Source organism: Neptuniibacter sp. 1_MG-2023 (assembly GCF_030547185.1).
Taxonomy (GTDB): Bacteria; Pseudomonadota; Gammaproteobacteria; order Pseudomonadales; family Balneatricaceae; genus Neptuniibacter.
Window position 1 is genome coordinate 229313 of record NZ_JAUOQR010000003.1, and the last position, 14406, is coordinate 243718.

Consider the following 14406-nt stretch of genomic DNA (forward strand, 5'->3'; position numbering starts at 1 on the left):
GATCATATGAGCGTTAATGCTTACGTGTTTATGGGTGGAACCTTTGATCCTATCCATAATGGCCATTTAAGAACGGCTTTAGAACTTCAACAATGGATGGGAGTAGAGAAGGTATGTTTAATTCCTTCTAGAGATCCTGTTCATCGTAAAACGCCAGGTCGAACAGCTGAACAGCGGCTGGAAATGGTTGAGTTAGCGGTGGCTGATGAGCCTGCTTTAGCAGTGGATAAGCGAGAAGTGCTGTCCACTCAACCATCATACTCATTGCATACATTGGAATCGTTGCGTCGTGAGTTAGGCGAAAACGTATCACTTTGTATGATAATGGGGATGGATGCCTATCAGACATTACCCCATTGGCATGAGTGGCGGCGTTTTACGGATTTTGCACATCTGCTGGTGGTCAAGCGGCCTGGTTACAGCTTGCCCCAATGTGATGTGCTGAATGAATTTACAGAAAAACACCAAACGACAAGTTTACAGCAAGTGTTATCGACCCCTGCTGGTTGTGTGCTTTTCCATGAGCTGACACCTATTGGGGTTTCAGCGACTCAGATTCGCCAAACTATAGCGCAAGGGCACTCCCCGCGTTATCTGTTTCCAGATCAAGTTTGGCAATATATCCAAGACAACCGTCTTTACGGTTTAACTAATTGAAGCGAAATAATGCAAACTGAAAAAGTAATTGAGATTGTTCATAACGCCCTTGAAGATATGAAAGCAAAAGAGATCGTGGATCTTGATGTGCGAGGCCGCTCAACCGTTACCGATTATATGGTTATAGCTAGTGGTACCTCTAAACGTCATGTGGGAGCTATTGCCGAAGAGGTCGGAATCCAAATTAAAGCGGCAGGTCTTCTACCTTTAGGTTCAGAAGGGCAAAGTGTTAGTGATTGGATACTGGTCGACTTAGGTGATGTGGTTGTCCATATTATGATGCCTGATGCGCGTGAGTTTTATGATTTAGAGCGCCTATGGGGCGTTGAAAAAGACGCATAAAACTTTTTATGAAAATTCGGATCATAGCTATTGGTGGAAAGATGCCTTCATGGGTTAATGAAGGTTATCGTGAGTATGAAAAGCGTCTGCCGAATGACTTTCAATTAGAGATGATTGAATTGCCTTTAGGCCACCGCGGTAAAAGCAGTGATATAGCTAAAGCAAAAAAGCAGGAGGGTGACCAAATGCTTGCGGCTATTCCTAAAGGGGATCGGGTTATTGCTTTAGAGGTGCTTGGCAAAAACTGGTCAACGGAGCAACTTGCTGCTCAAGTGGAAGATTGGCGTATGGATGGGCGTAATATTAGCTTGTTGATAGGTGGACCTGATGGTTTAGATAGCCGTTGTTCCGCTATTGCGGATCAAAAGTGGTCCCTTTCTGCATTAACTCTACCCCATCCGTTGGTTCGTGTGATGTTAGCTGAGCAACTTTATCGTGCTTGGACTGTCATTCAAGGGCACCCCTACCATAAATAATGTTTATTAATTTACCTATAGAGAAGAAGCGCTGACGTATATGGGAGCAGAACGCTTAAAAGATCACTCAAAAGAGAGTCGCACATTTAAAGTGCGTGCCGTTTTGGCCTTTTTTGTTGTGGTTGTGATGTTGTGTGTACTCGTTGGCCGACTCTATTACCTCCAGGTTGTAGAGCATGATCGCTACGCCGCTATGTCGGAAGCTAATCGTGTTCAATTGCAACCGGTGCCGCCGACCCGGGGGCTTATTTATGATCGTAACGGTGTATTGCTGGCTGATAACCGGCCTAGCTATAGCGTTACTATTTTAAAAGAGGAGGTGGAAGATCTAGACACCACCTTAACTGAACTACGCTCTTTAATCCCTATGACTGAGCGTGAGGTTGAGAGTTTTAAAAAACGTTTAAAGCAACGTCGTCGTCCTTTTGAATCTATTCCGGTGCGTTTTCGTTTAACTGAGGATGAGATTGCTAAGATCTCAGTGAACTATCACCGTTTACCCGGCGTGCGAGTGGAGGCGGAGCTGATCCGTTACTACCCTTATGGTAAATCTTTGGTGCATGCGATGGGGTATGTCGGACGTATCAATGAGAAAGAACTTGGTCGTGTTGATCCTACTAATTACGCTGCAACCCATTACATAGGTAAGCTGGGTATTGAGAAGTTTTATGAAGATGAACTTCATGGCGAAGTGGGGTTCCAGAAAGTAGAAACAAATGCGCGTGGGCGCGTTATGCGTGTATTGGAGCGCCGTGATCCAAGGCCTGGTAAAGATATTGTTTTAAACCTTGATCTGCGTTTACAGCAAATAACTGAAAAATTGATAGAAGGATATCGCGCATCTATAGTCGCGATTGAACCTAAAACAGGTGGGATTTTAGCACTGGTATCTACACCCGCTTATGATCCAAATATGTTTGTTACGGGGATCTCTTCAAAAAACTATAACGCTTTGCGTGAATCTCCTGACCTACCTTTATTTAACCGCGCGATCCGCGGTCGCTATCCCCCAGGTTCAACTATTAAGCCTATGATCGCATTGTCAGCGATTGATAGTGGCATTGTGACGCCAAGTTATACGATTTTTGATCCCGGTTGGTATTCGTTGACCCATGGCGGTCGTAAATACCGAGACTGGAAAAAAGTGGGTCATGGTCGGGTTAATATGTACGACGCGATTGCCCAATCATGTGACACTTGGTTTTACGATGTATCTCATAAGATGGGGGTAGACCCCATGTCAAAATATTTAGGTATGTTTGGTTTTGGTCAAGTAACAAGTCTTGACCTTCCTGAAGCTTTAGGTGCTATTTTGCCCTCAAAAGAGTGGAAGCGAAAAGCCCGTAAAACACCCTGGTATACAGGTGATTCCCTTAACATGAGTATTGGGCAGGGGTTCTTTGTTGCGACCCCTCTACAGTTGGCAACGGCAATGGCCGTTATTGCTAATCGTGGTGAGTGGGTGCCTCCGCATATGCTCAAGGGGACGAAAAAGATCAATGATGCAGGGGCCGAGGTATTAGAGCCTGCTGATTTCTCTGACGGCAAACCAACCCCCGCCGATGTTGTGTTAAATGATGATAAGCATTGGGATGATATTATCAAAGGTATGCGCGATGTTATGCATTCCAAACATGGTACCGCCAGACGGTCGGGTGCTAATTCCAGTTATGAGATTGCAGGTAAAACAGGGACAGCTCAAGTGGTTGGTATTAAACAGGATGCGGTTTATGACGCTGAAAAATTAGCAGAAATTCACCGTGACCATGCCTTGTTTGTTGCCTTTGCGCCGGTTGATGACCCTAAAATTGCTATCGCCGTTATCGTTGAAAATGGTGGCGGTGGCTCAAGTACTGCAGCACCTATTGCGCGTAAGATCCTTGATGCGTATCTCTTAGGTACAGATCCATTAGTTGAGGATCAAGATGATAAATAATCGCGAGTTTGAGCGTTATATGCCAGAAGCGCATGACCATCTGCGTCAAAGGCCTAGTCTTTGGAGTTACACGCGCTTAGATGGTTGGCTGTTGTTGCTTCTTTTTTTATTGTGTGGATTTGGTTTATTTATTCTATATAGCGCTTCAGGCCAAGATATAGGCTATGTCACGCGCCAAGCGATACGTATGGGTGCGGGTTTTGTTGTGATGGTTTTTTTAGCCCAGTTAACGCCACGTTTTTTTGGCCGCTGGGCTCTTTGGCTCTATGTTATAGGCGTACTATTACTGGTATGCGTAATGCTATTTGGGGTTGGCGCTAAAGGTGCACAACGCTGGATAGCTTTACCTGGGTTCAGATTCCAGCCTGCTGAAATTATGAAGTTGATTCTGCCCCTAACGGTTGCCTATTACTTGGCCCATCGCTCTCTTCCGCCTAGTTTTAGGCATATATTTATTAGTTTAGTGCTGATTGCTGTACCGACTGTGCTGATTATGAAACAGCCCGATTTAGGTACATCCCTACTGATCGCCGCATCTGGGGTGTTTGTTCTTTTACTGTCGGGTATTTTGTGGCGATATATTTTTATAGCTGTAGGTGTTGGAGCCGCGGCATTGCCTGGTTTGTGGGCAGTGATGAAAGATTATCAGAGGCAGCGTGTTCTTACCTTTCTTGATCCGGAGAGCGACCCGTTAGGTTCAGGTTGGAATATTATTCAATCCAAGACGGCTATAGGTTCGGGAGGCATTGATGGCAAAGGTTGGCTAAGTGGCACACAATCCCAGTTAGATTTTTTGCCTGAATCCCATACGGATTTTATTATTGCAGTGGTTGCTGAGGAACTTGGCTTCATTGGTGTACTCATACTTTTAACCTTGTATGTGTTGATCATTGCTAGAGGGCTGGTGATAGCCGCAAGGGCTCCGGATAGTTTCGGACGTTTGTTAGCTGGCAGTTTAACCTTAACGTTCTTTGTGTATGTTTTTGTAAATATAGGTATGGTTAGTGGTTTGTTACCGGTTGTGGGTGTGCCACTTCCTATGGTTAGCTATGGGGGGACATCTATTGTTACGCTTATGGCTGGATTTGGAATGATCATGTCGGTTTATAGCTATAGAACCATGCTTTTAAAGTAAGGATTAGCAAGCGGTATAGTTTAGGTTGTATAAACCTGTGTTAACTGGATCAAGTATCTGAGTTGTGATCTGTTTATGGATTTTTTATTGGGAGTTTAGAGTGAATCAGTCTTTATTATTTACGGTTATTTTGGCGGCCAGTCTGTCTCTCAATGGTTGTGCAACTTCAACGGAGCAATCTGTTGCAACTCAAGATGAAGGTTCGTCGAACAGTGAGGTTAAAAAACAGACGCTAACCCCAAGTAAGGAGGCTGTCGTAACGCCGGTAACGCAAACTAAGAAAGTCGTTGCTGCCCCAGAGAAGCCTGTAAAAGAGTCTGTAGAGAAGGTCGCTGAGCCTTTGTTATCGGGTTCCTATGCAGATTACCCTCAGGCTCAAGCCTTTATCGATGAGATGAAAGCGGAAGGTTTTAGTGAAGCTTATTTAAAAGGTGTTTTGGGCGAAGCGAAAAGGCAGCAATCCATTTTAACGGCGATCTCACGCCCAGCAGAAAAAAGCTTAAATTGGGGTGAGTACCGTAAGATCTTTATACAGCCAAAACGTATAAAGCAGGGCGTTCAGTTTTGGCAAGAAAATCAAGCCGCGTTAGCTTTAGCTGAAAAAACCTATGGGGTTCCCGCTGAAGTTATTGTTTCTATTATTGGTGTAGAAACCCGTTACGGTCGTATTATGGGTAGTTATCGAGTTTTAGATGCGGTGGCGACCCTTGGTTTTGATTATCCAAGACGTAGTGAGTTTTTTCTGGGGCAGTTGAAAGAGTATCTACGTTTGGTGCGTGAAGAAAAAACTGATGTTACCGCGCATAAAGGTTCTTATGCGGGAGCTATGGGATATGGGCAGTTTATTCCATCCAGTTACCGTAGTTTTGCTATAGATTTTGATAATGATGGTCATCGTGATATCTGGAACAATAAGACAGATGCTATAGGCAGTGTAGCTAACTATTTTGCTGAACATGGTTGGGCAAAAGGTGAGCCAGTCATTAGTGGGGTTTCTTTTAGCCAAACGGCGGATGAGGCATGGTTTAGTAAAGGCCGGAAAGGATTGATTCCTGAGTTGACGATTGCTGATTGGCAGCAAAGAGGGGTAGAGCCTGAGTTGACGTTGTCGCCTGAAGGTAAAGCTATTCTAATGAGATTAGAGATAGGTGAAGATGCTCAATATTGGTTAGGTTTACATAACTTTTATGTGATCACTCGCTATAATCACAGCAAGCTTTATGCAATGGCGGTTTATCGTTTAAGTGAGCAGATTAAAATGGCTTATGAGAAATCGCTTTCAGAAAAAACTGTAACGCAAACTAAAAAGTAGAGTGGACTATGTATAACAGGCTCTTTGTTTTTAGTTTGATTGTGTTACTCGCTGGCTGTTCCTCTACGAGTGAAAATAGTGGCCGCTATTCCATGAAGCACGATAAAGCGCCAGATGCCCCCGTTGATGTGTCGCATGTGAAGGATGCAGTGCCTCAGGTAGAACCTAAAAGCAGAGGCGGAAATAAAAGCCCGTATACTGTACTAGGTAAACAATATTATGTAATGCCGAGCGCTAATGGTTACACCGCTACGGGAACAGCATCTTGGTACGGACGTAAATTTCATGGCCATCAAACCTCCAATGGTGAGGTTTATGATATGTATAAAATGTCTGCTGCACATAAAAGTTTGCCACTACCAACTTACTTGCGGGTAACTAATTTAGCTAATGGTCGTCAAGTTATCGTTAGGGTAAATGATCGAGGGCCGTTTCATGATGATCGTTTGATCGATCTTTCTTATGCGGCCGCTTCCAAGCTGGATATGCTCAGTAAAGGCACCGCTCATGTAAAAATTGAAGCGCTTGATCCGCGCGCTTGGCAAAACTCAGAGAACCTTATCTCTTCGCCGGTTGTGAATCATCAAGTTTCTGTGGCGGGGAGATATTTACAGGTAGGTGCGTATTCTAGCCGCGCATCTGCTGAGTATGTTGAAAGTCAGTTAAGACCTATTTTGACCGATCTTGCGGTGATTATTCGTCCACTGACTAATCAGCAGGGAACTGTTTTACATAGAGTCCAAATAGGCCCGCTGAAAAGTACGACCTCTTTGGCAGATTTAACTCAGAAGGTAGAACAAATGGGCTATGCAACTCCGCACTTGGTAGACTTCCCTTAATAGCTTAAGTAGAGTTACCTACGGCGTTAAGTGGACTTAAAGTAACTATGAAAATTAAGTGTGTTATCGCTACTATATTGCAGTATCAGTAGTGGCCTCACTTAGATTTCTTTAATGATTGTTTTGGATGAACATGTTTAATAAGGTTTGGTTTAAAAAGGTGTTTTTAAATAAAGTTTCAAAAGTATTTAGTCTGCTATTTTTGACTATTGCGGTTGTCAATTTTTCATCTGCCGCAAGTTTGATTCCAGCAGAACCTCAGATCGCAGCGACTGCGTACCTTGTTATCGATGCCGATACAGGCAAAATTATTGCCGCTAAAAATGAAAATGAGCGATTTGCCCCCGCCAGCTTGACGAAAATGATGACGGCTTACATCCTCGAATACGAATTGAGTAAAGGGAATGTAAGTACTGATGATCTAGTATTGATCAGTGAAAAAGCGTGGCGTACCCAAGGCTCGCGTATGTTTATTCGTGAGGGTACGCAAGTCCGTTTAGGTGATCTGATGAAAGGGATCGTTATTCAATCGGGTAACGACGCATCGGTTGCGGTAGCTGAACATATAGCGGGTAGTGAAGCTGCTTTTGCTGATTTGATGAATCAGCATGCCAAACTATTAGGTATGAAGAATACAAACTTTATGAATGCCACCGGCCTTCCTGCTGAGGGACACGAATCTTCTGCTTTTGATTTGGCCTTATTAGCTAAAGCAATAATTCAAGATTTCCCTGAGCATTATGGGATCTACTCGGAAAAATATTTTACATATAACAAAATTCGCCAACCTAACCGTAATAAGCTTCTATGGCGCGATAAAACAGTCGATGGGTTAAAAACTGGCCATACAGATGCTGCTGGTTACTGTCTTGTTGCTTCAGCTAAGCGTGATGGCATGCGTTTGATTTCGGTAGTACTCGGCACTAGTGATGAAGAGGCCCGTGCTCGTGAGAGCCAGAAGCTACTTTCTTATGCTTTCCGTTACTATAGAACTCATCAGCTTTATAAAAGTAATGTTGTCTTGAATACCGCTAAAGTTTGGTCGGGTACTCAAGATCAATTACGTATCGGAATTTCTGATCCACTATCGGTAACTATCCCACGCGGTCAAGCGGATAAGCTGCAAGCGATAATGGATGTGGATAGAGTTATTACTGCACCTATAATGAAAGGTCAGGAGTTAGGTAAAGTACGTGTAACCTTAGATGGTGATTTAGTAACGGAAGTGCCTTTAGTTGCAATGGATGCAATTCCTGAAGCAGGCCTGTTAAAACGTATTTGGCACGCGATACTTTTATTCTTTACTAGCCTAATCGGGTAACTGTTTTTAGCGCTAGTCCTTTAATAATTGCATGGATGCCCGCATCTATATTAAATACTGAAGAGCTGTATGTAGCTTTGGTTCGGTTTTTAATATTGATGCGGGTGTTTGCGTTTAGGTTATATGAATACAGTCTATCTCAATGGTGAGTTTTTGCCGGCAGAGGAAGCCAAGGTTTCGGTATTCGATCGTGGTTTTCTGTTTGGCGATAGTGTTTATGAGGTGATCCCTTTTTATCAAGGGGTCGGTTTTCGTTTGCAAGCGCATCTTGACCGTTTACATCACAGTTTAAGAGCGGTGCGTATTAAAAATGAGCAGCATTGGGAAGAAATTTTAGAGTCCCTTGTTGCGCGTAATGGCGGCGGTAATCTATCTGTTTATCTGCAAGTCACGCGCGGTAGTGCAGGTAAACGAAGCCACGCTTACGATGATTCACTAGAGCCTACAGTATTTGCGTGTTGCACACCGATAAAAGATGTCTGGAAAGCGGGTGTTGATAGTGTTGTCCCGCTAAAAGCTATAGTGACGGAAGATTTACGCTGGCATCGCTGTGATATTAAATCAACCTGTCTACTGCCTAATATTTTAGTGTTGCAGCAAGCGAAAGATGAAGGGGCTCAAGAGGCGCTTTTCTCACGTAATGATAAGCTGACAGAAGGTTCTGCTTGTAACCTATTTTTGGTTAAACGCGGCGTTATTTATACACCTAAGCGTAGTTCTGAGATATTAGGGGGAATTACGCGTGAGCTGATTCTTGAATTGGCAGATAAACATGCTATTCAGTTTCAAGAAGTGGATATTGATTATCAGCAGTTACTTGTTGCTGATGAAGTTTGGGTTTCTAGCTCGACGCGCGGGATTGTGCCAGTGGTAGAAGTCGATGGGCATAAGATCGGAAAGGGGCAGTCTGGGCCTGTATGGCAAAAAATGTTTGAGCTTTTCGCAGATTTCCAACGTAAGTTAATGACGGGACTGTGATAGTTAGTGATTAGTGGTATGAATAGATGACAGATAAGCAGCAAGAACCACCTAAAATTGAATTTCCATGTCCTAACTACCCTATTAAGGTGGTAGGCAGAAATGACGATGACTTTCGTGATTTTGTGATCGAGATTGTACAGGTGCATGTGCCTGATTTTGATTTTACCTCGGTTACTCTTCAGGACAGTCGGAATGGTACCTTTCAGTCTGTACGGTTTACTATTACCGCTCAAGGTGTAGAACAGCTTGCTGCACTACATGAAGCATTAATTGCTTCAGAGCGTGTAAAGATGGTGATTTGATGCTTTCAGATCAGCTAATTGTACGAGATTTAGGTTTACTGCCTTATGAACCCACTTGGCAGCGGATGCAGTCCTTCACCAACGAGCGTGGTGAAGATGTAGTTGATGAGATCTGGTCTTTGCAGCATGAACCTGTGTTTACGCAGGGGCAGGCGGGTAAAGAGGAACATTTGTTAAACACAGGTGATATTCCTGTAGTACAAGTGGATCGGGGTGGGCAGGTGACGTACCACGGCCCAGGACAGGCTATAATCTACCTAATGCTGAACCTTAAGCGTAAAAAGTTAGGTGTGCGTGAGCTTGTTTCTATAATGGAAGAGGCGGTTGTTGATACGCTTAACGAATTTCAAATTGACGCTTACCCAAAACCTGATGCACCTGGGGTCTATGTTGAGGGTAGTAAGATCGCTTCTTTAGGTTTGAGAGTTAGACGGGGCTGTTCTTTTCATGGATTAGCACTAAACCTCGCGATGGACTTAGAACCTTTTTTAAGAATAAACCCATGCGGCTATGCGGGTATGGAGATGACACAGTTAGGTATGTTGGTAGAAGACCTTGATCAGGCCGATGCTACCCAGCATTTACTTAACCATTTGATTAGTAAACTCGGGTATGCAGAAGTGACCCGAAAAACCACTCTGGATTGAGTCTAAATGTCTGAACATAATAAAGCTACGGCGAAAAAACGAGTAGAGCAGGGCGTTAAATTACGTGGTGCTGATAAAGTCGATCGTATTCCAGTAAAGGTGATCCCAACTGAGAAAAGCGACATGCTACGTAAGCCAGAATGGTTGCGTGTCAGGATGGGTTCAAATGCTGAAGTACAACGGATTAAAGACAAGCTGAGAAAGCATAAGTTGGCTTCAGTTTGTGAAGAAGCAAGTTGTCCGAACCTAGGTGAGTGCTTTAGTCACGGTACCGCGACCTTTATGATCATGGGAGATATCTGTACACGTCGTTGTCCGTTCTGCGATGTGGCCCATGGCCGTCCAAATGAGCTTGATAGAAATGAGCCTAAAGAGTTAGCGGATGCTATCGCTGATATGGGGCTTCGTTATGTAGTCGTAACCTCAGTAGATCGTGATGATCTACGTGATGGTGGTGCTCAGCATTTTGCAGATTGCGTACGTGAGACCCGCGGACAAGTACCGAGTATTGAGATGGAGATCTTAGTACCTGATTTTCGTGGCCGTATGGATATAGCGATTGATATTCTTACTGAAACGCCACCCGATGTTCTTAATCATAATATGGAAACGGTGCCGCGCCTTTACAAAGCGGTACGCCCAGGATCTGATTATGAGTGGTCTTTACGTCTGCTGAAAAAATATAAAGCCAAAAATCCAAACGTTCGAACTAAGTCAGGGTTAATGGTGGGTATTGGTGAAACCAATGAAGAGATTATTCAAGTAATGAAAGATCTTCGTGCCCATGATGTAGACATGCTGACTATAGGGCAATATCTACAACCGAGCGGTAATCATCTTAAGTTGGAGCGTTATGTAACTCCCGCGGAATTTGATGAGTTTGCTCGGATTGCAAAAGAACTCGGTTTTACTCATGCGGCTTGTGGCCCGCTAGTACGCTCCTCATATCATGCGGACTTACAGGCTAAAGGCGAAAAAGTTAGTTAGAGCCGTAAATAGGGCTCTCTTTATCGGTATGCCCTGCATAAAGACCGTCTCCCACATATGTACCTTATGTGGGAGGCTTCCTTCCTCTTATGTTTTCTATCCAATGTGAGACTTTCCATAAAGGCGTCCTAAGCCGGAGAGGCTTATAGATTGATCAAAACAGCTTTTCTTTGAACCTTCTGTGATTAAGTAACGCTTAGTCTTTCATATCAATGAAATCGTATTATTCTACGTTGTTGATCGCTTCTATATTGTTTTTTACTTTATTAATAATTAAATTAGTATTATCTAATTTAATTATTATGGAGCAGTTCAATGGGTACAAAAACAATCACTGTTATGGCTAATATGGGCTCAGGTTGTGCGATAACTGCGGATATTCGAGAGCATCATGTAGTGATTGATCAGCCAACGGCTAATGGTGGTGGTAATCAAGGGCCAACACCTTTAGAGTATTTTTTGTTCTCATTAGCGGGTTGTATCGGCAGTATTGGGCATATTGCTGCGGGTCAGCAGAAGATTGATCTTAGAGCCATGAGTATTAAAGTTGAAGCTGACCTTAATTCAATGGGCTTACTGGGAAAGCCTACTGAGGATCGTACTGGATTTCAGCAGATTCGCGTTGAAGCTACTATTGATGCTGATCTAACTGACGCTGAGAAGCTGGCGTTTTTAAATGAAGTTTGTGAGCGTTGCCCATTACATGACAACATAAAACTAGCGACTGATGTTGTGCACTGTCTTGTTTAAGTACAAGTTTCATCGCTAAGGCCAGAGAGCTGGGTGTTTTCATCTAGCTCTTTATCCAATCGACCTAACTGTTTGCAGACAATGCCTGTAAAATCCTTCATTATTCCTATTGTTTGAATTTATCTATTTTTAATAAATAGGGGTCTTTAGGATGTGGCGTAATACTATGTTTACAACGCCTGTTATTAGTTCGCTTTTACGATTTTTTTCTCTAGTTTTGCTTAAAATATGTGGCTGGAAGGTGAAAGGCTCTTTTCCAAAAGATATGAAGCAGTGTGTATTAATTGCTGCGCCACATACGACTAATTGGGATATGCCGTTTTCTTTGATGATCGCTTTTGCATTGAGGATGCCGCTGCATTGGGTTGGTAAATCAAGTATTTTTAAATTTCCATTTGGTTTTTTGATGCGTTGGATGGGAGGAATACCGGTCGACCGTGTGAAAAAAAATAATATGGTTGATGCGACCGTTGAGAAATTTAAAACTTATCCAGATCTGAAAATTATGATGGCCCCTGAAGGAACTCGATCTCAAGTAACCCACTGGAAATCAGGTTTTTATCATATAGCGGATGGCGCAGGGGTGCCTATTGTTTTGGGTTTTATAGATTATAAAAATAAACGCGGAGGGATTTTAGGCGTATTTCATACACAGGGTAATTATGAAGATGATTTAAAATTGATCCAAAAATACTATCAGCCTTATATGTGATAAAGGCTTTACCTATTAAGATGTCTTTCAATAAGGTTTACCGTGTACTCAGATACAGCCTCAGCTTGATTGTCCGATAGCTGGGTGAATGTGGTCATGCCGTGTTTAGGCGAGGCTTTGTTGAACTTGATCATCAGCATGACTTTATAAGGTTTTAAGTTTTTTTCCCCAGTATAGCGTTCCATATTGGCGCCGGGGCCTTTCAGCTCGTGACAATTTTTGCAGTAATAGTTATAGAGCTCTTCTCCCGACTGCATGTTCTCAGGGGTCGTTTCCCCATCGCAGCCACTCAGTAAAATGGTCGTTAGGATCAGTGTAGATGCCCGTTGAGATAAGTGCATAGGTAATTATACGCCTTGTGATTTTATAGTTATCATAGTTAATTTTGTCAGGTTGAGCTAATAGATCAAGGGTATAAACTGCAAGCGGTGAATGCTATCCGGCTGTTTTACACTAGGTTTTAATATGTGCAGGCATTGAGAAGGGTTAATGGTTGCCCTGCTAGCGTAAGCGAGATGGAGGTGAGAAGTAGCCAAGCATCACCCGATGCAAGCCCTTTAACAATTTTATCGACTTCGGCACATTGCTGTAGAGCTAAGTTTATCTGTTCAGTTGAAATGCGCTGAGCTGTTTTACGGACAAGAGGTTTACGTTTCCCCCATATTCTTTCCCGTTGGCATACGGCATCGAACGATTGACCATTATGTTGAGCTTGTTGGATAGCAGATAAGCTACGTAGCTCTTTTGAGAGTGCCCATAGAGCAACCGGTGGCTCTGTACCATCCTGCTTAAGCGCCTGAAGTATTTTACAGCAGCGAGCGGCTTGGCCATTTAATGCTGCATCGATCAGACCATAAATATCATATCGAGAGCTATCAGATACTGAGTCGATAACATCGTCAGCGGTAACAACTTGATGAGGGAAGAGTAGGCTTAGTTTATTGATCTCTTGTTTTGCTGCAAGCAGATTGCCTTCAATACGGTCACATAAGAGTTGTATTGCTTCTTCATTCAGTTGTAGGTCTATTTGTGCAGCTCGTTGTCTAATCCAATTAGGTAACTGTTCTGTTTCTACGGGCCAGATCTCTATGATAATTCCGCATTTATCGATGGCTTTGAACCATGCGCTCTTTTTGGCGCTACCATCTAGCTTATTTGCGGTGATTAAAAGGATATTGTCTGGTGCGGGATTATTAAGATAGCTTTGTAGTAGCTCACTGGATTTCTTATTCAGCTTTTGACTACCTAAACGGAGCTCGATAATTTTCTTTTCAGCGAATAGAGATAAAGCGTTGGCGCATTCGAGAAGATATTCCCAGTTAAAACTACCATCTACATGGAGTACTTCACGTTCATTAAAGCCTTGTTGCTGTATGCGGCTACGGAGCAAATCTGAGCTTTCTTCTAAAATAAGCGGCTCATCGCCGGTAATAAAATATACCGGCGCTAGGCCTTTTTTTAGCTGAGCCTCTAGCTGCTCCGGACGTAGCTTCATTCTGACTTATTATTACTGGCTAGATAGCGACGTAATATAGTTTGTGCAATTGAATCGTATAACTCGCCACGTAGAAGTTCTTCTTGCTCTGAACTTGCTGCCGCAGCGTCTGTGTCATAAGTGTAGATTCGCTCGCGCTGAATTTTGATGTTTTGCGTAAGAGGCTGTCCTTGCTTATCGGTTAGAAGCATAGTCACCTCAGCAGAGATCTCATATTCATCTACATCAGCACTGCTACTAATGGTCGCTGCACGGCGTTTATAGCGAAAGTTTGAAAGACGAATCTGGTAGTTCGCATTATCAATTTCACTGATGCCATTAAACTTCATGTTCTGTCGCAGGCTACGGAGTAACTGATTATTAGTGTTACCTGGTATAAGTGTTACGAGTTTCTTATCTTCGGATACGTCTTGTAGTCCTCGAAGTTGGAAACCGCAGGCAGATAAAAGGCTGAATAGGGTTAGTATCAACACGAACTGCCCTATTAATGTTTTCCACTGTTTAATCATGTTTA

General features: G+C 43.2%; 17 protein-coding genes. 14 read left to right on the plus strand and 3 right to left on the minus strand.

Translation table 11 applies throughout. The features are described from left to right. Positions 1-6 precede the first annotated feature (6 nt). The 14 genes from nadD to Q4492_RS05725 all read left to right on the plus strand — a co-directional run bounded on the left by nadD (position 7) and on the right by Q4492_RS05725 (position 12397). Positions 7-657: a nicotinate-nucleotide adenylyltransferase gene (gene nadD, locus Q4492_RS05660; protein ID WP_303416289.1), complete on the plus strand. Its 651-nt coding sequence runs from the start codon at positions 7-9 to the stop codon at positions 655-657. A gap of 9 nt (positions 658-666) precedes the next feature. Next, positions 667-999 (plus strand): ribosome silencing factor, encoded by a 333-nt coding sequence (rsfS, locus tag Q4492_RS05665; protein ID WP_303416290.1) that lies wholly within the window; start codon positions 667-669, stop codon positions 997-999. A gap of 8 nt (positions 1000-1007) precedes the next feature. After that, positions 1008-1475: a 23S rRNA (pseudouridine(1915)-N(3))-methyltransferase RlmH gene (gene rlmH / locus Q4492_RS05670; protein WP_303416291.1), complete on the plus strand. Its 468-nt coding sequence runs from the start codon at positions 1008-1010 to the stop codon at positions 1473-1475. 40 nt (positions 1476-1515) lie between these two features. Next, positions 1516-3411 (plus strand): penicillin-binding protein 2, encoded by a 1896-nt coding sequence (gene mrdA, locus Q4492_RS05675; protein WP_303416292.1) that lies wholly within the window; start codon positions 1516-1518, stop codon positions 3409-3411. Continuing rightward, positions 3401-4546, plus strand: coding sequence for a rod shape-determining protein RodA (gene rodA / locus Q4492_RS05680; RefSeq protein WP_303416293.1), 1146 nt, complete (start codon positions 3401-3403; stop codon positions 4544-4546). The genes mrdA and rodA overlap by 11 nt, the downstream gene beginning before the upstream one ends. 100 nt (positions 4547-4646) lie before the next feature. Next, a complete protein-coding gene (gene mltB / locus Q4492_RS05685) occupies positions 4647-5858 on the plus strand; it encodes a lytic murein transglycosylase B (protein ID WP_303416294.1) in 1212 nt (403 codons plus the stop codon). 8 nt (positions 5859-5866) lie between these two features. Continuing rightward, complete coding sequence (locus Q4492_RS05690) at positions 5867-6697, plus strand: septal ring lytic transglycosylase RlpA family protein (RefSeq protein ID WP_303416295.1); 831 nt, start codon at positions 5867-5869, stop codon at positions 6695-6697. A 133-nt stretch (positions 6698-6830) separates the two neighbouring features. Next, positions 6831-8018, plus strand: coding sequence for a D-alanyl-D-alanine carboxypeptidase family protein (locus Q4492_RS05695; RefSeq protein WP_303416296.1), 1188 nt, complete (start codon positions 6831-6833; stop codon positions 8016-8018). A gap of 123 nt (positions 8019-8141) precedes the next feature. Continuing rightward, entirely contained in the window at positions 8142-8996 is an 855-nt protein-coding gene (locus tag Q4492_RS05700) for a D-amino acid aminotransferase (RefSeq protein ID WP_303416297.1), read from the plus strand. Between the two features lie 26 nt (positions 8997-9022). After that, positions 9023-9301, plus strand: coding sequence for a YbeD family protein (locus tag Q4492_RS05705; protein ID WP_303416298.1), 279 nt, complete (start codon positions 9023-9025; stop codon positions 9299-9301). Beyond that, a complete protein-coding gene (lipB, locus tag Q4492_RS05710; RefSeq protein ID WP_303416299.1) occupies positions 9301-9948 on the plus strand; it encodes a lipoyl(octanoyl) transferase LipB in 648 nt (215 codons plus the stop codon). Before Q4492_RS05705 ends, lipB begins: the two co-directional genes overlap by 1 nt. A gap of 6 nt (positions 9949-9954) precedes the next feature. Continuing rightward, a complete protein-coding gene (gene lipA / locus Q4492_RS05715; RefSeq protein ID WP_067866075.1) occupies positions 9955-10935 on the plus strand; it encodes a lipoyl synthase in 981 nt (326 codons plus the stop codon). Positions 10936-11250: 315 nt separating this feature from the next. Beyond that, positions 11251-11685 carry an OsmC family protein gene (locus tag Q4492_RS05720; RefSeq protein WP_303416300.1) on the plus strand — a complete coding sequence of 145 codons (435 nt, stop codon included), beginning with the start codon at positions 11251-11253 and terminating at the stop codon, positions 11683-11685. Positions 11686-11851: 166 nt separating this feature from the next. After that, complete coding sequence (locus Q4492_RS05725) at positions 11852-12397, plus strand: lysophospholipid acyltransferase family protein (RefSeq protein ID WP_303416301.1); 546 nt, start codon at positions 11852-11854, stop codon at positions 12395-12397. Between the two features lie 8 nt (positions 12398-12405). Here the strand turns inward: Q4492_RS05725 and Q4492_RS05730 are convergent, their stop codons facing one another. The 3 genes from Q4492_RS05730 to lptE form a co-directional block, all read right to left on the minus strand. Then, on the minus strand, positions 12406-12738 hold the full coding sequence (locus Q4492_RS05730; protein WP_303416302.1) for a cytochrome c: 333 nt from the start codon (positions 12736-12738) through the stop codon (positions 12406-12408). A gap of 119 nt (positions 12739-12857) precedes the next feature. Beyond that, positions 12858-13892: a DNA polymerase III subunit delta gene (holA, locus tag Q4492_RS05735; RefSeq protein WP_303416303.1), complete on the minus strand. Its 1035-nt coding sequence runs from the start codon at positions 13890-13892 to the stop codon at positions 12858-12860. Continuing rightward, positions 13889-14401, minus strand: a complete 513-nt coding sequence (gene lptE, locus Q4492_RS05740) for an LPS assembly lipoprotein LptE (protein ID WP_303416304.1) — start codon at positions 14399-14401, stop codon at positions 13889-13891. Before lptE ends, holA begins: the two co-directional genes overlap by 4 nt. Positions 14402-14406 lie beyond the last annotated feature (5 nt).